Origin of the sequence: Pseudoalteromonas sp. MM17-2, assembly GCF_022347945.1 — a bacterium.
GTDB lineage: Bacteria > Pseudomonadota > Gammaproteobacteria > Enterobacterales > Alteromonadaceae > Pseudoalteromonas > Pseudoalteromonas ruthenica.
In genome coordinates this window covers 324,248-344,652 of sequence record NZ_JAKRFV010000001.1, presented here as the reverse complement: position 1 = coordinate 344,652, position 20,405 = coordinate 324,248, and the positions used below count along the sequence as shown (strand labels likewise).

At 47.7% G+C, this 20,405-nt stretch carries 21 protein-coding genes; 18 read left to right on the top strand and 3 right to left on the bottom strand.

Annotation, left to right across the window (positions count from 1 at the left end; all coding sequences use genetic code 11):
* Positions 1-111 precede the first annotated feature (111 nt).
* On the bottom strand, positions 112-3,369 hold the full coding sequence (rne, locus tag MHM93_RS01585; RefSeq protein ID WP_239447675.1) for a ribonuclease E: 3,258 nt from the start codon (positions 3,367-3,369) through the stop codon (positions 112-114).
* Positions 3,370-4,006: 637 nt separating this feature from the next.
* Between rne and rluC the strand changes: the two genes are divergently transcribed.
* Positions 4,007-4,963, top strand: a complete 957-nt coding sequence (gene rluC / locus MHM93_RS01580; RefSeq protein WP_045978430.1) for a 23S rRNA pseudouridine(955/2504/2580) synthase RluC — start codon at positions 4,007-4,009, stop codon at positions 4,961-4,963.
* Positions 4,956-5,606, top strand: a complete 651-nt coding sequence (locus MHM93_RS01575) for an HAD-IA family hydrolase (protein WP_343224139.1) — start codon at positions 4,956-4,958, stop codon at positions 5,604-5,606. Before rluC ends, MHM93_RS01575 begins: the two co-directional genes overlap by 8 nt.
* Here MHM93_RS01575 and MHM93_RS01570 read toward each other — a convergent pair.
* Entirely contained in the window at positions 5,595-6,182 is a 588-nt protein-coding gene (locus tag MHM93_RS01570; protein ID WP_045978429.1) for a Maf family protein, read from the bottom strand. The genes MHM93_RS01575 and MHM93_RS01570 overlap by 12 nt on opposite strands.
* Positions 6,183-6,302: 120 nt before the next feature.
* Between MHM93_RS01570 and yceD the strand changes: the two genes are divergently transcribed.
* From yceD to MHM93_RS01500, 14 genes are all read left to right on the top strand, one after another.
* The gene (gene yceD / locus MHM93_RS01565; RefSeq protein ID WP_239447674.1) at positions 6,303-6,827 is read left to right on the top strand and encodes a 23S rRNA accumulation protein YceD; all 525 of its coding nucleotides are present in this window, start codon (positions 6,303-6,305) and stop codon (positions 6,825-6,827) included.
* A gap of 10 nt (positions 6,828-6,837) precedes the next feature.
* Positions 6,838-7,008, top strand: coding sequence for a 50S ribosomal protein L32 (rpmF, locus tag MHM93_RS01560; protein ID WP_045978428.1), 171 nt, complete (start codon positions 6,838-6,840; stop codon positions 7,006-7,008).
* 11 nt (positions 7,009-7,019) lie between these two features.
* Entirely contained in the window at positions 7,020-8,054 is a 1,035-nt protein-coding gene (gene plsX / locus MHM93_RS01555) for a phosphate acyltransferase PlsX (RefSeq protein ID WP_022945959.1), read from the top strand.
* 79 nt (positions 8,055-8,133) lie between these two features.
* Entirely contained in the window at positions 8,134-9,063 is a 930-nt protein-coding gene (gene fabD, locus MHM93_RS01550) for an ACP S-malonyltransferase (protein WP_022945958.1), read from the top strand.
* A gap of 12 nt (positions 9,064-9,075) precedes the next feature.
* A complete protein-coding gene (gene fabG / locus MHM93_RS01545) occupies positions 9,076-9,822 on the top strand; it encodes a 3-oxoacyl-ACP reductase FabG (protein WP_022945957.1) in 747 nt (248 codons plus the stop codon).
* Between the two features lie 242 nt (positions 9,823-10,064).
* Positions 10,065-10,301 (top strand): acyl carrier protein, encoded by a 237-nt coding sequence (acpP, locus tag MHM93_RS01540; RefSeq protein ID WP_022945956.1) that lies wholly within the window; start codon positions 10,065-10,067, stop codon positions 10,299-10,301.
* 85 nt (positions 10,302-10,386) lie between these two features.
* Positions 10,387-11,625 carry a beta-ketoacyl-ACP synthase II gene (gene fabF / locus MHM93_RS01535; RefSeq protein ID WP_239447673.1) on the top strand — a complete coding sequence of 413 codons (1,239 nt, stop codon included), beginning with the start codon at positions 10,387-10,389 and terminating at the stop codon, positions 11,623-11,625.
* Positions 11,626-11,704: 79 nt separating this feature from the next.
* The gene (gene pabC / locus MHM93_RS01530; protein ID WP_239447672.1) at positions 11,705-12,517 is read left to right on the top strand and encodes an aminodeoxychorismate lyase; all 813 of its coding nucleotides are present in this window, start codon (positions 11,705-11,707) and stop codon (positions 12,515-12,517) included.
* Complete coding sequence (gene mltG, locus MHM93_RS01525; RefSeq protein ID WP_239447671.1) at positions 12,517-13,506, top strand: endolytic transglycosylase MltG; 990 nt, start codon at positions 12,517-12,519, stop codon at positions 13,504-13,506. The genes pabC and mltG overlap by 1 nt, the downstream gene beginning before the upstream one ends.
* Positions 13,496-14,119: a dTMP kinase gene (gene tmk / locus MHM93_RS01520; RefSeq protein ID WP_239447670.1), complete on the top strand. Its 624-nt coding sequence runs from the start codon at positions 13,496-13,498 to the stop codon at positions 14,117-14,119. The genes mltG and tmk overlap by 11 nt, the downstream gene beginning before the upstream one ends.
* Positions 14,119-15,018 carry a DNA polymerase III subunit delta' gene (gene holB / locus MHM93_RS01515; RefSeq protein WP_239447669.1) on the top strand — a complete coding sequence of 300 codons (900 nt, stop codon included), beginning with the start codon at positions 14,119-14,121 and terminating at the stop codon, positions 15,016-15,018. Before tmk ends, holB begins: the two co-directional genes overlap by 1 nt.
* Before the next feature lie 13 nt (positions 15,019-15,031).
* Positions 15,032-15,358: a PilZ domain-containing protein gene (locus MHM93_RS01510; protein ID WP_022945950.1), complete on the top strand. Its 327-nt coding sequence runs from the start codon at positions 15,032-15,034 to the stop codon at positions 15,356-15,358.
* A 34-nt stretch (positions 15,359-15,392) separates the two neighbouring features.
* Complete coding sequence (locus MHM93_RS01505; protein WP_045978422.1) at positions 15,393-16,172, top strand: YchF/TatD family DNA exonuclease; 780 nt, start codon at positions 15,393-15,395, stop codon at positions 16,170-16,172.
* A 19-nt stretch (positions 16,173-16,191) separates the two neighbouring features.
* Complete coding sequence (locus MHM93_RS01500) at positions 16,192-18,027, top strand: metallophosphatase (RefSeq protein ID WP_239447668.1); 1,836 nt, start codon at positions 16,192-16,194, stop codon at positions 18,025-18,027.
* A gap of 3 nt (positions 18,028-18,030) precedes the next feature.
* Here MHM93_RS01500 and MHM93_RS01495 read toward each other — a convergent pair whose 3' ends face one another.
* The gene (locus MHM93_RS01495) at positions 18,031-18,348 is read right to left on the bottom strand and encodes a hypothetical protein (RefSeq protein WP_239447667.1); all 318 of its coding nucleotides are present in this window, start codon (positions 18,346-18,348) and stop codon (positions 18,031-18,033) included.
* A gap of 479 nt (positions 18,349-18,827) precedes the next feature.
* On the opposite strand from MHM93_RS01495, the gene MHM93_RS01490 reads away from it, so the two are divergent.
* Positions 18,828-19,727, top strand: a complete 900-nt coding sequence (locus MHM93_RS01490; protein ID WP_239447666.1) for a redoxin — start codon at positions 18,828-18,830, stop codon at positions 19,725-19,727.
* Positions 19,728-19,927: 200 nt separating this feature from the next.
* Positions 19,928-20,260, top strand: a complete 333-nt coding sequence (locus tag MHM93_RS01485; protein WP_239447665.1) for a hypothetical protein — start codon at positions 19,928-19,930, stop codon at positions 20,258-20,260.
* The last annotated feature ends 145 nt before the right edge of the window (positions 20,261-20,405 follow it).

Sequence of the window (20,405 nt, the reverse complement as noted above, 5' to 3'; positions counted from 1 at the left end):
TAAGAGACGCCCACACCTGGCTCTAAAATACAAAACGCCCGATGAAGTACATCAGGCGTTTTAATCAAAATAAGTGTCAACTTATTTCAGGACTAGTCAGGTACAAGCGCCTTAGTCGTTGACTGTCTGTGCTTGATGCTCATCTTGGTGTGCAGCGTGTGCCACCTTGGTGTCAGTGGACACTGTCTTCGGCGTTGCTGCATCGGCATAAGCATGGCCTACCGGTGCAACCGAACCAGGCTTCAATGTGCTGCTTTGTAGCGTCATACGCGCTTCGCTTGGCATGGCTTTCGGCACTTCAGAAGCAGCCACCAATGCTACCGCTTGTGGTTGTGTCGCAGGCGCACTGGCATGACCTAAAGTTTTGCTTGCAGCGGGTGTTACCGCTCGCTGCGGCTCAGGTGCAGGCTTTGCTGAAGGCTCAGCTGAAGGCTCAGCTGAAGGCTCAGCCGTTTCTTGCTCAACTACGGCTGCGGGTGCGGGTTCAGCTGACGGCTTATCTTCTGGCTCTGATGGTGCTTCAGGTTCGCTCTGAGGCTGTTTCGCTTCGTTAGACGCGGATGCTTCAGCGACTTCAGCCTCAGGCTGCTGCGCAGGTTCTCCAGATTCTACCTCAGCAACGCTTTGCTCAGGCTGTCCCTCGGCTGCTGGCTCATCAGTATCAATGATTTGCTCAGCGGCGGGAGCGGTCTCTTCTTGCACGGCCGCGACCGGAGCTGCTTCAGCTTCTATAGCCGGGGCCTGCTCAGCGGTCTCTTGCGTACCGTTAGTTGGCGCTGTCTCTGCTGCTGCGTTGTCAGTGGCTGCAGTCGTTTTTGTATCGTCGTTCACTTGCTCTGGTGTGTCATCGCTTGGTTGTTGCGACTGCTCAGCCATGGCTTGATCTGCGACGGGTACAAATGCCGGTGAATCACTGTCACCTTCTTGCTTATCACGACGGCGGCGTTGACCCGCAGCGCGTAAGTGACGTGGTGAGCGGCGAGTACGGGTACGACCCTCTTTTTCACCTTCACCTTGCTCATTGCTCTGCGCTTGTTCGTCAATGGTTTGCGGTGCTTCGTCAAGCGATGCTTTCTTTGCAGCCACATCATTGTGCTTGTCCGCAGTATTTTGCTGCTTTTGCTCTTTACCTTGTGTTGGCTTGGTTGGCTTATCCGCCTTCTCAAGTGCCTTTTCTGGCTGAGCTACAGCTGCTTGCTGCTCAGGGTTTTCAACAGCAGCTGGCTTTTCTTCGCTTGCAGTGTTGTTCTGAGTGTTTTCTACACGTACTTTTTTACGCAGGTTGCGACGTTGGCGACGCTGCTTTGGCTTCGCTTGTTGTTGCTCGTCGCTTTGCGCGTCTTTGGCAGTGTTCGCAATATCTTTGCTTTCTTGCTCGTTGGTGGTGTTGTTGTCGTTGCGGTTATCGCGACGACGGTTTTGACCGCCACGACGACGCTTATTGCGATTACCACCGCGTTCGCCACCGCGCTCGTTTCGATTATTGCTTTCTTCAGCCTTATCTTTATCTTGCTCAGCAACCTCGGCGTTTTGCGTGCGCGGACCTTTTGGCTTATTGCGCGATTGATTATTACGACGACGCTGATTATTGCGACGACGATCACCACCGCCACGACGCTCGTTATTGCTCTGTTGTTTACGTTGCTTATCTTGCTCTGGCTGCTCTTGCTCATCACTAAACAAGCTCTTCAACCATTGCCCGATACGGCTTAGTAAACCTGGCTCTTCTGTGGCTTTGGGTTGCGCTTTAGGGGCGCTCACTGGCGCCGGGTCCTTCGGCATAACTACACCCTTAAGCACAGGCTCTTCGCGCTTCGGTGCGACAGGTGCGCGTGAGTACTCGACTGCTTCCGCCTCAGGCTCAGCAATCTGCTCGTAGCTAGCCGCTTCTAAGGTTTCATCTTTACGCAAACGCACTACTTCATAGTGAGGTGTTTCCATGTGTTGGTTTGGAATGATCACTACATCACAGTTATGACGTTTTTCGATTCGTTGTACGCTGCGGCGTTTTTCATTTAACAGGTAAGCACCGACGGCAACAGGGACCTGGGCATTCACTTGCGAGGTGTTGTCTTTGATCGCTTCTTCTTCAATCAAGCGCAAAATTGAAAGGGCAATGGATTCGTTTGAGCGAATTGTGCCTTGGCCGCTACAGCGTGGGCAGGTGCCCTGGCTCGCTTCACCAAGAGAAGGGCGCAAACGTTGACGCGACATTTCCAACAGGCCAAAACGAGAAATCTTACCGATTTGCACGCGGGCACGGTCTTGGCGTGCAGCGTCTTTTAAGCGGTTTTCTACTTCACGTTGGTGACGTGGAGGAGTCATATCGATAAAGTCGATTACGATCAGGCCACCAAGATCACGCAGGCGCAATTGACGGGCGATTTCATCGGCCGCTTCTAAGTTGGTGTTCAAGGCCGTTTCTTCGATATCACTGCCTTTGGTTGCCTTTGACGAGTTGATATCAATAGACGTCAGGGCTTCAGTTGGGTCAATAACGATTGAACCACCTGATGGTAAGCGTACTTCACGCTGGAACGCTGACTCAATTTGGCTTTCGATTTGGTAATGAGTGAACAAAGGCACATCGTTTTGATACAACTTTACTCGGCTCATGAAGTCAGGGCGGAAGCGCTCAATATGCGCTTTGGCTTCTTCGAATACTTTTGGCTTATCAATTAGGATTTCACCAATATCACGGCGTAAGTAATCACGAATAGCGCGGAAAATCACGTTGCTTTCTTGGTGAATCAAGAAAGGGGCTTTATCGCTATCGGCTGCTTCTTTGATTGCTTGCCAGTGAACCAGCAGGGCCTTAAGGTCATAGTCAAGCTCTTCGAATGATTTACCAACACCAGCGGTGCGGACAATCAACCCCATGCCTTTAGGCAAATCTAAGCGGCTAAGTGCGTCTTTTAATTCGGCACGCTCTTCACCTTCAATGCGACGAGAAATACCGCCGGCGCGAGGGTTATTCGGCATCAGTACAAGGTAGCTACCAGCAACACTAATAAAGGTAGTCAGAGCCGCGCCTTTTTGACCCCGTTCTTCCTTATCAACCTGAACAATGACTTCTTGACCTTCTTTGATCACGTCTTTGATGTTTGGGCGACCGTTGAAGGTATAACCGCTAGGGAAGTAAGTACGAGCGATTTCTTTTAGAGGTAAGAAACCGTGGCGTTCGGCGCCATAATCAACAAAAGCGGCTTCAAGTGAAGGTTCGATGCGGGTAATTTTACCCTTGTAAATATTGGCTTTTTTTTGTTCGTGTCCAGGGCTTTCGATATCTAAATCATACAGGCGCTGGCCATCAACCAGTGCAACGCGCATTTCTTCTTGCTGCGTCGCATTGATTAGCATACGTTTCATATTGTTACTCTTAAATTCTGTGCATAGTGCCCGACCACTTAGGTCTTTCGGCGCTCTTATTTTTGTCTTCGGTGCAGTCTCACGACTGGGCTTTTAACGCAAAAGCTTAACGTTCTAGTTTCACCTTGTGTTGCAACTGGCGATAAAAATAGCGGCCAATAGGGCCTTATTTGCCACGCTCAATGCGTGGACTTTACGCAGTGCAGTTTATCTTCAACAAGATGACTGTGTCGTTTTTACCGATACACCTTCACGGTGGTCGATAGCATTATGTTCATTGTCTACATTAGTGGTATTTGCCCTAAGCATGTGCTTAATCAAAGCAAAAACCCATCGTTTTATTGTTCGTTTCCGCTTGCCCTTTTGGGCGCTTGCCACTTGCGGTCGCAGCCAGCGAAGCAATCTATTACGCGCATTGCTTGCTACTGCCGTCACGTGGGTTCTGGGTGATAAAAGCTGTGGAAATACGAGCTCGAATCTGTATGATCGCTTTCCCAGAATGTGTTTCACGCAAGTTTGGCCTAAGCCAATGGCAACGTAAACAACTACCGCTTAACGGTGGTTTTACGTGCTTGGATTATCCCATTAAAACCGCTGCGTTAGCAACTAAATTATGACTCAAATCAGTGATTAGGCAATGAAAGACTCCATAGGCACTCAGGTAAGCTTTGTAACAGTCGATGAAGACTACAGCGGACAGCGCATCGACAACTTTTTGATTACCAAACTAAAAGGGGTGCCCAAAAGCGCGGTATACCGTATTTTGCGCAAAGGCGAAGTGCGGGTGAACAAAAAGCGGGTGAAGCCGGTGTATAAGCTGCAAAGCGGCGATACTGTGCGCATTCCGCCGATAAAAATTGCCGAGCGTCCAGAGCAGCAGGTACCTACTAATCTTGATAAAGTGAGCAAGCTCGAAGACGCTATTTTATTCGAAGATAAGTACCTTATTGTCATCAATAAACCCGCAGGTATGGCGGTGCATGGTGGCAGCGGCTTAAGTTTTGGCTTGATTGAGGCGTTACGAGCGCTGCGGCCGCAGGAGAAGAGCCTGGAATTAGTGCACCGCTTAGACCGTGACACCTCCGGGTGTTTATTGATTGCTAAAAAACGCGCGGTGTTAAAAGGCTTGCATGAGCAACTGCGAGAAAAGACCATGGAGAAAAACTATTGGGCGCTGGTTGCCGGACAATGGGATGCTAAGGTGCGCAATGTGACTGAGCCGCTCAATAAAAACACTCTGCAATCCGGTGAGCGAGTGGTGCGGGTTGACCATGAACGGGGTAAAGCGTCCCATACTCGTTTTCGCGTGCTCGAGCGTTTTGAACAGTGCTCCTTAGTTCAGGCATCGCCAGTGACCGGACGGACCCACCAAATCCGCGTGCACACCCAGTGCAAAGGCCACCCGATTGCCTGTGATGATAAATATGGCGAGCAAGTATTTGATACCGCGATGCGCGAATCGGGCCTGAACCGCTTGTTCTTGCACGCTCGCGAGCTGCGTTTTATTCATCCTAAAACGGAAACCACCTTGGCACTTGAAGCACCGTTAGACAAGGCATTAACGCATTGTTTGGAGAAGTTACGTCGTGCTTAATAGCAAAGAGCTTATTATTTTTGATTGGGACGGCACGGTGATGGACTCGGTAGGCAAAATTGTTGCCACCCTGCAAGGCGCTGCGCGTCATTTTAGCGTGCCAGAACCCACCGATGAGGCGGCCAAGAATATTATCGGGTTGAGCTTAGAAACCGCGATTGCCACGTTATTTCCCGAGCACAGTCAACTCCACACCGACCTGGTGGCGCGCTACAAACATCACTATGTGTATGAAGATAATGCGCCAACGCCACTTTTTGCTGAGGTTGAAACGACCCTTGCAGCGCTTAAGAGCCAGGGTTATCGGCTGGCGGTGGCGACGGGTAAAAGCCGCAAGGGTTTAGACCGCTTACTCGCTGAGTCTCAGTTGACTGATTATTTTGAGTATACGCGCACCAGTTGTGAGGCTCATTCAAAACCACACCCCGATATGCTCGAGCAAATTTTAACAATGTGTGATGTCAGTGCTGATAAAGCACTGATGATTGGGGATACGCAAATTGATATGCAGCTGGCGGCCAATGCTAAGGTCGATGCCGTGGGAGTCACCTTCGGGGTGCATAATGCCGCGCAGTTGCAACAGTTTTCCCCCGTTGCAACCGTCGATCATTTCAGCGAGTTGCGTACGTTATTAAAGCGCTAGCGGGTCAATTTGCCAATTCAGTAGCATGGTGTTGAGTTGCAACAGCGGCAGCCCTATCAGGCTATTAGCGTCATTCCCCTGCATGCGAGCAAATAAACAAACCCCTAAGCCTTCGCTTTTAAAGCTGCCTGCACAATTAAGCGGTTGCTCTTTAGCAATATAATTGGCAATTTGCTGCTCGCTTAGGGTGCGAAACTGCACCGTAAAAGGTTCGACAACTACTTGGGTCTTATCCGTTTCTAAATCAAGCAATGCCAGCGAAGTTAAAAAGGTGACTTCATCGCCACTAAAGCGCGCCAGTTGTTGCTGAGCTCGAGCAACCGTATGCGGTTTTCCTAAAATGTCGCCTTGATGCACAGCGACCTGATCAGAGCCTATTACGATGCCTTTGTTATAGTGTTGGTGCGCGGCATTAGCTTTGGCGAGGGCGAGGCGACGTACTAATACTTCTGGGGCTTCATTGTGTTCAGGTGTTTCGTCAATATCTGGGGAAAAATGAGTGAATTCAGGGATAATTTTTTTTAATAATTGCTGCCGAAATGGCGAACTAGAGGCTAAGATAAAAGCTAATTTCATGGCCCGATCATCGATTTGTTAAACATCGGCCTTAGAATACGGCGCAATCGGGCGAAAAACAAAAGGAAAGTCGAATTTTATTTTGACTCTACTAGCAACTATCTATATGATGCAGCCCCTATGCAAAAGGTGAAGATTCCCGTCACCCTTGACCCGGGCAGGGCCGCAACACGCAAGTTAGAATATGACGGCGTGGTTCGGCTTGAAGAACTTTCTCGATTCGAGCAAGTTGTGCTGGACTCAAGTGGTGAGATAGCGGTACATGTTCATTGCAAACATGACGAGCAAGGTTTAACGGTGCTGTCGGGGTCGATTAAGACCACGGTGACACTAACCTGTCAGCGTTGCAATGAAGAGTTTAGGTTGGATTTGGATCAACACTTTGCTTATACGCCAGTTGGCATAGGTGCAGAGTCTGGTGATCTTCCGGATTACTATGATGTCGTGGAGCTAGATGAGAACGGCGAAGTCAACCTTCGGAAATTAGTGGAAGATGAGTTGATATTGGCTATTCCTATCGTGCCTATGCATGACGAAGCATCTTGTCGATACTCTGAAGAAGCGAAAAGCTTTGGAGAGATCGAGGCAGAAGATGAAAAACCAAATCCATTTGAAATTTTGAAACAACTTAAGAAAGATTCTTAGGAGAAGGCTAATGGCGGTACAAAAAAGCAAAAAGTCTCGTGCAAGACGTGGTATGCGTCGTTCACACGATGCGATCAGTGGTCCAGCTCTAACAGTTGATAAAGTGACTGGTGAAACTCACCGTCGTCACCACGTCACTGCAGACGGCTACTACAAAGGCGTTAAAGTAGTTTCTAAGTAAGAGATTGCTTTATGCAACGCAGTCTAACCATTGCGTTAGATATGATGGGGGGCGATTACGGCCCCCGTTCATCTATCCCCGCCGCAGTTGAAGCGGTTCATCTACATCCAACACTTACCCTGATCCTCTGCGGTAATGAGCAGTTATTACAAGAGCAACTTTCTCAGCTCGATGCACTGCAACATCCACGATTAAAAATTCAGCACTGCACGCAAATTGTCACCAATGCTGACGAGCCAGCTTCTGCGCTGCGTAACAAAAAAGACGCATCGATGCGTATTGCCCTAGATTTAGTCAAGCAAGGTAAAGCGCAGGCTTGTGTTAGTTCTGGGAATACCGGCGCATTATTTGCTATGGCCCATTATGTGCTGAAAATGCTGCCTGGTATTAAACGCCCAGCGCTGATCTCATCGGTGCCCACTGAGACCAAAAAACCGGTTTATTTACTTGATTTAGGCGCTAACGTTCACTGTGACGCCCATACTTTGTATCAATTTGGCATTATGGGATCGGTGGTTGCTCGCGAGTCACAAGATATCGAACACCCCCGTGTGAGCTTGCTTAATATCGGTTCGGAAGATATTAAAGGTCATGAAGGCATTAAAGAAGCGGCGCAGATGATGCAAAAGAACCCCGCGCTTAATTACACTGGTTACAGCGAGGGCAGTGATATTTTTAGCGGCAAGTCAGATGTGATCGTGTGTGAGGGCTTTGTCGGTAACGTGGCGCTCAAGACCTGCGAAGGCATCGCTAAATTGATTATGCACAAGATGACGCGTGCATTGAAAAAGCATTTGCTTTATCGCGGTTTGGCGCTAATTCTTATGCCTGTCATAAAAAAAATATATAAAAAGGTGAACCCCGACCAGTATAACGGTGCATCTTTGGTAGGATTGCGCGGTATAGTGGTTAAAAGTCACGGAAATGCCTCAGCGAGTGCATTTCTTGCGGCAATTAATGAGGCTGTAAGGGAAGTGCAACGACAGTTGCCAGAGAAGATACAAACGGCCTTTGCAGAGCATGAACCCATGCAAGACGCGAGTTAAGCGCTGCGCCAACCTCCCTCCTCATTAACTGCCTGCCAATATTCGCGAACATCGCTAAAACAAACGAAAAGAGCAGCATATGTCTGAAAAAATCGCAATTTTATTTCCAGGTCAAGGCTCCCAGAGCGTTGGTATGTTAACCGAGCTATTGGCTGAGTCGAGCACTGTGCAAGAGACCTTCCGTGAAGCGTCTGATGCCCTTGGCTATGATTTGGCTGACTTGGTACTTAATGGTCCACAAGACAAGCTAAATGAAACCCATCGTACGCAACCAGCACTCCTGTGTGCATCAGTGGCCATTTTCCGCCATTGGCAACAGCAAACAGATCAAGGTCACGAGTTGGTGCTTGCTGGGCACAGTCTAGGCGAGTATTCAGCACTGGTATGTGCTGGGGTATTGAGCCTGGCCGATGGCGTGAAACTTGTAGAAAAGCGTGGCCAATATATGCAGCAGGCGGTTCCTGCTGGCGTCGGCTCAATGGCTGCGATTATTGGTTTAGATGATGATGCAATCGCCAAAGCGTGTGCCCAGAGCGCGCAAGATCAAGTGGTTGCACCGGTGAATTATAATTCACCAGGCCAAGTGGTGATTGCCGGTAACAAAGAAGCCGTAGAGCGCGCCAGTGAAGCCTGTAAAGAGGCCGGAGCGAAACGTGCATTACCACTTGCTGTGAGTGTGCCATCACACTGTGAGTTGATGAAGCCAGCGGCAGAGCAATTAAAGGCTGATTTAGATGCGTTGGCGTTGCAAGCACCTAAATACAGTGTCATTAACAATGTTGATGTCAGTGCCGAGCAAGACATTGAAGCAATCAAAGATGCCTTGGTCCGCCAACTGTATTCGCCTGTACGTTGGACTGAAACCATGCAAGCTATTGCAAAGCAGGGTGTGACACAAGCGTATGAATTTGGCCCAGGTAAAGTACTTACAGGGCTGGTGAAACGAATTGATAAATCAGTTGCATGCAGTGCAGTGAATGACATCGCCAGTATTGATGCAGCGAAATAAAAGAGAACAATGATGGCAAATTTATTTTCCTTAGAAGGCAAAGTTGTATTAGTAACGGGCGCCAGCCGAGGTATCGGTAAAGCGGTCGCTGAATTACTCGTAGAGCAGGGCGCCACGGTTGCCGGCACCGCGACCAGCGACAACGGTGCAGAGAAAATTTCTGCATACTTAGGTGAAAACGGTAAAGGCTACAAGCTAAATGTCACGGACAGTGACTCTATTGCTGACACGTTAGCGGCCATTAAAGCTGATTTCGGCGATCTTGATGTGCTTGTTAATAATGCCGGTATCACCCGCGATAACCTCTTAATGCGCATGAAAGACGATGAGTGGCAGGACATTATCGATACCAACTTGTCGGCTATTTATCGTTTATCGAAAGCGGTGTTGCGGCCAATGATGAAGAAAAAGTCAGGGCGTATTATTAACATCGGCTCGGTTGTTGGCACCATGGGTAATGCTGGGCAAGCAAACTATGCCGCTGCCAAAGCGGGTGTTATCGGTTTTTCAAAGTCTTTAGCCCGTGAAGTGGCTTCGCGAGGTATTACTGTAAACGTTGTGGCTCCAGGTTTTATTCAAACAGATATGACTGATGAGCTGACTGATGAGCAAAAAGCGGCTACGCTTGCCAATGTACCGGCAGGACGTTTGGGACACCCGTCTGAGATTGCCGCTGCGGTTTGTTATTTAGCCTCTGATGCGGGCGCATACGTTTCTGGTGAAACTTTGCATGTAAATGGCGCAATGTACATGGTGTAAAGGCTAAAACAGCCGTAAAAAGGTCGCAAAAACTCGGCTCAAAACGTTGAAGTTTTTGTGATCTTGCTTTAAACATACTTGAAATCGCTGTGAAAATGGGCGATAAAAGGGCAACTTTTGAATCTTAGAGGTTTGACCAGCCAAAAAACTCTGGGCAAATCCTTGAATCAGACAAATATGCTGCGTAAACTACGCCGCAATCTGAAAAATAACGCAATAGCGTTTAAATAAAGGAAAGAAGAATGAGCGACATCCAAGAACGCGTAAAGAAAATCATCGTTGAGCAGCTAGGTGTTAAAGAAGAAGAAGTAAAGCTTGAAGCGTCTTTCGTTGACGATCTAGGTGCGGACTCTCTTGATACTGTTGAGCTAGTAATGGCGCTAGAAGAAGAATTCGATACTGAGATCCCAGACGAAGAAGCTGAGAAGATCACTACAGTTCAAGCAGCTATCGATTACGTTACAGCTCACGCTGAGTAATCAACGCATTTCTATTTAAGGGCAGCATTCAGCTGCCCTTAGTCTATCTGAGACTCCCATCACATATTCCCTTTTGGAGGACACCGTGGCTAAACGTCGAGTCGTAGTGACTGGCTTAGGTATGCTAACGCCGCTGGGTAACGATGTAGCGTCTACCTGGCAAGGTTTATTAAATGGACAAAGTGGCATAGGCCCTATCACCCATTTTGATACAACAGATTTTGGCACCAAGTTCGCCGGTTTAATTAAAGATTTTGATGCCACTGATTACATGGCAAAAAAAGATACCAAGAAAATGGATTTATTTATCCAATATGGTATCGCTGCAGGCCTTCAGGCGTTGGACGATTCTGGCTTAGAAATCACCGAACAAAATGCTGATCGCGTTGGTGTAGCTGTAGGTTCTGGTATTGGTGGCTTGTCTCTGATTGAAGAAAACCACGAAAAGCTTCTAAATGTAGGCCCACGTAAACTGTCGCCTTTTTATGTGCCATCGACCATTATTAATATGATCTCTGGCCATCTTTCTATTATGAAAGGTCTGCGTGGACCGAATATCTCCATTGTTACTGCCTGTACGACCGGTTTGCACAATATTGGTCATGCCGCTCGTATGATTGCCTATGGCGATGCCGATGCCATGCTTGCCGGTGGTGCTGAAAAAGCATCTACGCCAATGGGTATGGGCGGCTTTAGCGCCGCACGAGCGCTCTCCACTCGCAACGACGACCCGCAAGCGGCGTCACGTCCGTGGGATAAAGACCGCGATGGTTTTGTACTCTCTGATGGTGCAGGTGTGATTGTGCTCGAAGAGTATGAGCATGCTAAAGCGCGAGGCGCTAATATTTATGCTGAGCTCGTCGGTTTTGGTATGAGCGGCGACGCTTTCCATATGACTTCGCCGCCAGCGGATGGTGCTGGCGCCGGTTTATCAATGGCCAATGCTATAAAAGATGCAGCCGTGAACCCAGATCAAGTGGGTTATATCAATGCGCACGGAACGTCGACTCCTGCAGGTGATAAGGCAGAGACCCAAGCCGTGAAAAACGTCTTTGGTGATGCCGTCAATAAAGTCATGGTCGGCTCTTCGAAATCGATGATGGGCCACCTTCTAGGTGCGGCGGGTTCTGTTGAATCAATCATCACTATCCTATCGCTGCGCGACCAGCAGGTGTCACCGACCATTAATTTGGATAACCCGGACGATGGCTGTGATCTAGATTACATTGCCCATACTGCGCGAGATGCAAAACTTGATTATGCACTGTGTAACTCGTTTGGCTTTGGTGGTACTAACGGTTCATTGTTATTCAAAAAAGTATAAAGTGAATCCCTAGTTACGGCGTAGACCGCACTAGGGCGATACTGGTACTATAAGCTCGGTTATGACCGAGCTTTTTTATATGGATAAAACAATAATAAACGGCCAAGTGGCCACTTCTTTAAGTATCAATGATCGTGGGTTGAATTATGGTGATGGTTTTTTTACCACCGCTAAAGTCAGCCATCGTGAGGTTGAACTGTGGCCTTTGCATATTGCTCGATTGCAACAGTGTGCAACTCGCTTAGGTTTCCCTGAATTAGACATAGCTGCGCTCGAAGTAGACGTAGATGCTTTAATAGCAATGGCCCCAAGCGATGACTATGTTCTTAAAATAGTGTACACACGTGGCAGTGGCGGGCGTGGTTATGCTCCTCCAACAGATGCCCACATCCAGCGTATTGTGCGATTAATGCCGTACCCCACTCAGTATCAAACATTGGCAGAGACCGGCTTGAGCTTGTCGATTGCGCAGACCCGTTTAGCACAGCAACCGCTGTTAGCAGGGTTGAAAACGCTTAATCGTTTGGAGCAAGTATTGGTGAAGCAAGAAGCCGCAAAAGCACCCAGTGATGATATGCTAGTACTTGATACAACCGATAATGTTATTGAGACTTCCAGCGCTAATTTGTTGCTGTATCAACAAGGCCAGTGGTTTACCCCAAAACTTGACCAAGCGGGAGTAAAAGGGGTGTATTTAACGCATTTAAGTCAACATTTAGCTGTGCGCGAGCAACGTGTAAACTTGGCCACACTCTTCAGTGTGGATGCCTTGTATTGTTGTAACAGTTTGATGGGAGTGATCCCCATAAAGCGCTTGGCACATCACGACTACAATGTAGATATTAGTAAAAGCGTGCTCACCAACGCACTGAATAATAAGGGATTGGGTTAATGTTACGGGTGGTCATATCGGTGTTGTTGTTAGCCATTGTTGCGACGGCAACGGGTTACTATCAAATTAAACAAGCTATGGTGGCACCACTGCATTTACCTGAATCTCAGTTGGTGGAGGTACACAGTGGCACCGGGTTCAATCAACTGTGCCGCCAGTGGCAGCAAAAGCAATGGCTTGATAGCTGCTGGCGATTCCAAGTATTAGCCAAGCTTGACCCCACGTTAACTGATCTTAAAGCCGGACTTTATCAGCTCAATCCGGGCACTGCACTTGCCGCATTTAGACAAATTAGCCAAGGCAAAGAGCACCAGTTTAGCTTCACCATTATTGAAGGCGATAACCTGCGCCAGGTGCTGAGTCGACTTCAGCGCGCTCCCTATATAGAAAAGCCGTTGCATTGGGGCGACAAATTTCTTGGAAAGCCGCTGGATGAGCAGCTGGAAGGGCGCTTTTTTCCCGATACATATCATTATCATGGCGGAGACCATGCCGTGCAGGTGCTGACTCGCGCCCATCGTAAAATGGAAATTGAATTAGACCAAGCATGGCAGCAACGTAGTAGCAGTTCGCCACTCAATAGTGCTGATGAGGCATTAATTTTAGCCTCAATTATAGAGAAAGAAACCGGTGTCGCAGGGGAGCGAGCGTTAATTGCATCGGTGTTTGTTAACCGTCTTAACAAAGGTATGCGCTTGCAGACTGATCCTACGGTTATCTATGGTATTGGCCCTGAATTCGATGGCAATATTACCCGCGCTCATCTACGTGAAAAAACGCCATATAATACCTATCGTATTGATGGCTTGCCGCCTACGCCCATTGCCATGCCGTCAAAAGCGGCCTTAGTGGCTGCGGTGCAACCGCAACAATCAGACTATTATTATTTTGTCGCCAAGGGCGATGGTAGTCATCAGTTTTCAAAACGGCTTGAAGATCATAACCGAGCCGTACGTCAGTATCAGTTAAAGAGTCGAAATGACAGCTAAGTTTATTGTAATTGAAGGCCTTGAGGGGTCGGGAAAGTCGACGGCAATGAAAATTTGCGCCGACACCTTGTCGCGCGCCAACATTGACTATATTACTACCCGCGAGCCCGGTGGCACGCCCGTGGCTGAGCAGCTGCGCACTATTGTTAAACATGCAGAGAAAGAATCCATTAGTACGCAAACCGAGTTACTATTGATGTACGCTGCACGCTCGCAGCTATTGGAAAATGTGATTCGCCCGGCGCTTGCCAGTGGCCAATGGGTGCTTGGCGATCGTCACGATTTATCATCACAGGCTTATCAAGGTGGCGGTCGACAAATTTCTTATGAAGTGATGAACTTCCTTAGCCAGTATGTACTGGCCGGTACCCGCCCCGATCTTACTGTGTATTTAGATATCGAACCTGCTTTAGGTCTGGCTCGTGCTCGAGGCCGAGGTGAGTTAGATCGCATCGAGCGTGAAGACTTAAGTTTTTTTGAGCGCACACGCGCTCGCTATCTTGAACTTGCTGAACAGGATGAACGTATTGTTGTTATTGATGCCTCTCAAGCAATTGAAAAAGTGCATCAGGATATTGAGCAAACGCTCTGTGAGTTTATAGCGAGACGATAATGTACCCATGGTTAAGTACTATTGGGCAACAGTATGCCCGCCAGTTTGCGCAAGGGCGTTTGCACCACGCACATTTACTCTACGGTCCACAGGGCGTTGGTAAAAGGGCACTTGCTGAGTATTTAAGTGAGGCGCTGTTATGCCACCATAATGAGGGTATGCACCCCTGTGGACAATGCAAAAGCTGTCAGCTCAACCAAGCAGGCACACACCCAGATAGCTTAGTGTTGAGCGATGAGGGGGCCTCTATCGGGGTCGACAGTGTGCGCGCCATTAGTGATTTTGTCCATCACAGTGCGCAGCAAGGGGGAGCTAAATGTATCATTGTCCCTGAGGCTCAACGCATGACGGTGGCGGCCAGTAATGCTTTGTTAAAAACCTTGGAAGAGCCTAACGCGCACTGTTACCTGTGGCTATTAAGTTCAGACAGTGCCACGTTGCCGGCAACGATTCTAAGCCGCTGTGCTAAGCAACACGTATATGTGGATGATGAGCATGCAGTGCAGCAGTGGCTAACTCACCATGCGGCGATGGCAATGGCAAGCGCCTTTGCAAAGCACTTTATCTCGCAACCTTTGTTACTAAAGCACTGGCAAGATAATGATGAGCTAGAGCAAATTCAAACCTTGTATCAGGCAGTTAGCCAGCTACAAAATGGCACAGATGGGCACAAGTTAGTTGATATTTTGACGCAAAACTCACAATATATTGCTATCTTTAGGCTGTTTGTCAGCCAATTTTTATTGCAACAGTCTCAAAAAGGGGCCAGTTTTGCGTCGCTGCAACGTTGTGAACAGCAATTGCAACGCTTTAGTGAAACGTTAACACAGACCTCAGGACTGAATATTACTTTGGCGGTGTCGCAGTTGCTGCGCACCCTAAGACGAGAATTCCAATAATAAAGGAGCCAATGTGCAAGAGCTACTTGTAGAATTAGACGATTTGGATGAGTTGTATCGTTGTTATATGCCTTATATAAAAAGTGGCGGCTTGTTCGTGCGTACCAACATGAATTACGAAATGGGCCAATCGCTGGCGCTACGCGTTACCTTGCCAGACTCGCTCGAAGACGATGTGGTCACCGGGAAAGTCGTATGGGTGACGCCGATTGGCGCGCAGAGCTCTAACCCCCCGGGTATCGGCATCGGTTTTATCGACGATAAGACGCATGTGCGCGACAAGATCGAAAAAATGCTCGGCACTATGTTAAACTCCGGCAATCCAACGTACACCATGTAAGGCCTAAGGCCTTATATCAACCAAGCAGTATTTCATGATTGTAGATTCGCATTGCCACCTCGATAAACTTGACTTTGATAAGCTAGACACCGACTTAGACGGTGTTTTACAACAGGCGCGAGAGCGTGATGTTGAACACTTTTTGTGTGTTAACGTGACCTTGGATAAATTTCCACAAATGCTTGAGACGATCGCTCCTTACAGCGATGTCTCGGCATCTTGTGGGGTGCATCCATTGGACCAAAAAGACGCGCTCAATATTGACCAGCTCCGACAATTGGCTGCCAGTGATAAGGTTGTTGCCGTTGGTGAAACCGGTCTTGATTATTATTACAGTGCTGAAACCAAGCCAGTACAACTAGAGAGTTTTGTCGGCCATATTGATGTCGCCAACGAGTTGGATAAACCGCTTATTATTCACACCCGAGATGCGCGCGAGGACACCATTAACCTCATGCGCGAACACCATGCTGAACGCTGTGGTGGCGTGTTGCATTGCTTCACTGAAGATTATGACATGGCAAAAAAGGCCATGGATCTGGGCTTTTATATCTCTATCTCCGGAATTGTGACATTTCGCAACGCTGAGCAGTTACGTGATGTCGTTAAGCAAATTCCGCTCGACAGGTTACTGATTGAGACCGACTCGCCTTATTTGGCACCGGTGCCGCATCGTGGGAAAACCAATCAGCCAGCTTATGTGCAGGATGTCGCCTATTTTATTGCTGAGCTTAAAGGCATAAGTTATAAAGAGCTAGCTACGGCCACTACCGACAACTTTTATCGCTTGTTCAACCGTATTCCTCGGCGTTAATTAGGGTAGGGCCGGCGCAATGACATCGTTACCAGTGTTGCTTTTAGGCCCTGTAGTGCGCCGCGCTGAGAAACAGCAAATCCGCATCCAGCTAGCGACTTCTCAGGCGTTAGAGCCAGTGTTTAAGCTTCATCAGTACCCCAGTGAGCAACACACCGAAACACTGCGCCTGGGAGAGCATTTATACCTCCATAACTGCACCCTTACGCCAGTGAATGGCGCATTTAGTACCGAGATATCCATATCCTATGAGCTGTATTTTGGCTCCGAAGCCCATGACTTGGGTGACTATTGCTACGCTGATGCAACACTGCCAAGTCTATTGATCCCGGAGCAACTGCGCTCTGTGCTTCATGGCTCCTGCCGCAACCCTCATCACTACAGTGAAGATGCCCTCGTGCAGGGCGATAAGCTAATGCAGCAAAGTCATAGTAATGCCGAGAAAAGACCGCAGCTGTTGCTCCTTAGCGGCGATCAAATTTATGCTGACGACGTGGCTGGGCCGATGCTTCTGGCTATCCACCAGCTGATTGAGCGTCTCGGCATTTATCGCGAGGGTGAGCAGCTGATAGCGCTCAGCCAACAAGTACAAGATGACTTGTATAACCGTGCTTGTAAATTGCCCCATACGCCATGGCAAAAGCGCTCGAAGTGGCAATTAGGCTATTGGTTGCGCCGCGACGAGCCGCACTTTAGTAGTGTGAAAAGTGCCAACCACTTGGTGCATTTTGAAGAATTCATAGCGCTTTACCTATTGAGTTTGGGAGCACCGTGTTGGCAACTAATCGACACCGAGCAACTCCAACTCAGTGACAGTCACCCCCATTACCAAAGCTTCCAACAAGAGCGCACCCACGTGCTTGATTTTGCTGCCTCGCAGCCTTATGCAGCACGGCTAATTGCTCATGTGTCGAGTTTGATGATTTTTGACGACCATGATGTGACTGATGATTGGAACCTTACCGCAAATTGGGAGCAAGCGGTGTATACCCACCCGGCTAGCCGTGCGATTATCGGCAACGCCATGCTCAGCTATGCGTTGTTTCAAGGTTGGGGAAACTGCGCCAGTGACACACCATGGCCGTTCTTTGAGGCATTGAAAAAAGCCCGAGGGGATGGCTTTTGGCATTTAGCGCCACTGTATAAGCCATTATTAAACTACGACTATTGGCACTATGAATTACCAACTAGCCCTAAGGTTGTGGTACTTGACACGCGTACCCACCGCTGGCGTAACGAACAAGATTTTAATGAGCCTTCAGGGCTATTAGATTGGCAGCGACTACTGGAGTTGGAGAATAGTCTTCAGGGCTCGGAGCAAGTATTACTGGTATCGCCTGCGCCGGTATTTGGGGTTAAGTCCATTGAGGCTATTCAAGCGGTGTTTACTCTGTGTAACCAGCCACTGATGGTGGATTGTGAAAACTGGATGGCACATGAGGGATCAGCTAAAAAACTGCTGAATATTTTCCGCCGTTTGGATACGCCCCAGGAAACCATTATTCTCTCTGGCGACGTTCATTATTCGTTTTGTTTTTCGGTGCGGGCGCGTTTCTCCGAACGAGAAAACCGCATTTGGCAACTAACCGCCAGCGGCATTAAAAACGAATTTCCACGAAAGCTTATCAACGTGCTCGACAAGCTTGATTCGATTTTGTACTCACCACGAAGCCCACTAAATTTATTTACTAAACGTTGGCAAATGAAAGTTGATAAACACGACACCACCTCTGGGCCACAAAAGCATTTGGTCAGTCATGCAGCTATTAGCCTAGTGGAGCTAGAGCACGGCAAATTGTGTCGTTACCGACTGTTACACAGTGACGACAGTGTCACAGAATATGAGCTTGATTAGCCCTTAGCCACGCTGTAGGCACTGAATAATGCTTTGCGCCAAAACCAAGCTGGTTTGCGGTAAGGTGCTGAGAGAGTTTGCTAGCGGTTTATAGTTTTCGTCGCTGCTATTACAGGTATCTAGAAGTGTGAGCTTGGGCGCTGCAGCAGAATAGCTGCGCTGCTGTAAAAATGCGTAACTGTCTGAGTCTTTGTTGTATTTGGGCGCCACTTGCGCATGCATCTGTGCATCAATACTGCGCTCAACCAAAATTGGAGGGATCACACCGATAAGACCAAATAGACCAAATGCGTACACTGTGTTTATTATTTTATCCTTCATCGCTGTTTTCCTCTGTGTTTGTAAAGTTTTCGCGGATATTGAAATTTTTATCAATAAATGTCGCTAAATAGCGACATTTTGCGCCTTTACACGGTTAAGTATCAAAAACAATGCCAACTTAGCTCAACGTGTTCTAATCGCGCAGATAATGGTGGTAAAGCTCCTGTTGGGGAGCTGGATAAAAGGGCGAGTAAAAGCTAGATTCACTGGTGAAAGGCCAGCAAAGTGCAATTTAAGAATGAAGTGCCGACCGTGTTTAACGCTGTGGTAGTGCTCTGGGTTAGCATACTGGGTTGCAGTAATTCTGATTGAATACTTGAAGCCTTGCTGAGCAAGTTTTTCAGCGACTATATGGCATAAATGGTTGAGTTAGTGATGAGTGTAATATTCTGTGTGGCTCAAAAAATGAGCGCTAGCGTTGATTTTTAGAGGTCAAGTTGCTAGTTTGCTAAAGCTGCAACTTTATTACAAGGGAAGTAATGAAAACCATCGTCTGTTTTATTATTACACTCATATCTAGCGCCGCAGCTTGCGAGGAAATCAAGTCAGAAGATTGGTTACTCTGGCATTCTCTAGAAACACATTTACCTTTTTCCTCTTCATTAGCTATTTATCCGCCTGTTATTCTTGATTCTGACAATGGGGTATTAAGAGGGTCAATTGCCACCCCCTATGCACTCAGTGGTGATGCCAACAGAATAATAGATAAGTTTCTCATAGTCGTTACTGATGCAGCAGGCAGTAATCACTTTCTGGAACCTAAATTAGAGTCAGTGGGGTTTGTTAACGAAAGCGGCATCAGTATGTCTTCTCTCACATCTCGCTCGTTCCACAACGGCAAGGTCTTCGTGCAGCTATACAAACACAATTCACCAGAGAACCGTAAAGAGCTAAGAGCGCTTAAAAGTGAGAATGTGCAGGAAACACAGTGTGTGCACAGTACATTAGAAAAAATGAACGTGCCACAGCCTAAAGCAGGTCAGTTTTGGGGCGTGAAAGCTTCTACATTAACTGGTCAGAATGTCAAAGAGATAGTTGCTGCATCAGCATTTACCATAGTGCAACTTTATAGCCCTTACTGCGCTTTCTGTAGAAAGGCGATTCAATCAAACAACCTATTAAATGATTCGAAACGCTTCAGTATAGTAGGCATGGCGGGAGTAAGCAGTGTTGATGAATTTAAACAGCACTTAAGTGACAATGATGTGCAATACCCTTTTATTGCTTATGAGGGCGAGTGCACTGAATCAGCACTTTTAAGAGCCGCTGGGCAACGGGGGTTTCCAACCTATTTAATTTTGGATTCAACACAAAAAGTGCACGACATATTTATAGGAACTTCTGCGCTTGAAGCGTGGCTTGAAACACAAGCACTTTAAGCAGACTTCACGGCTATATGAGTGGACGCGATGGGTATAGCGGATTTCAAACTAGCGTAAATATTATAGTGGTCCACAATCACGCAGACCATGGAGGCCGCTTTTAAATACGAGTTAAGAAGGCAACGCACTAGGCCCCTCGCGTTAGCTACTTTATTCAATCAAGTGGTATTTTACTTAAACTAGAAAAGGGAATAAAAATGAAATTACTTAAAACACTCGCACTGGTAAGCCTTGTGGCATCAGGTGTTGCTTCTGCCAATGAAATGGAAGTGTCCGCTCAGCAAAAATTAATCTCTAAAAACAGCAAAGTGCAAACATACATTGGTGATGTACGCATTACATTCGCTGACGATGATCAACCAGAGACTAAGGCACAAGTGATGCGCTTTGAAAATGGTGACACAGTGATGGAGGGAGATGTGACAATGGTGCTCAATAATGCTGTGGCGTCAGCAGATAAAGTAACTTACATATCGTCAAAGAATGGTTTGATTGCAAAAGCAGATAAAGTGACGTTTAACTTTAAGTGATTGGCAACGCTTTGACTAAAATGTACGCAGGCTCGCAGCAGTAGCGCGAGCGATAAGGCAATATAATTATCTGAGCTAGCTGAGGATATGATCATACCTGTCTAAGTTCAGATTGGACGCCTTGTTAACCTGAAGTCCAACCATA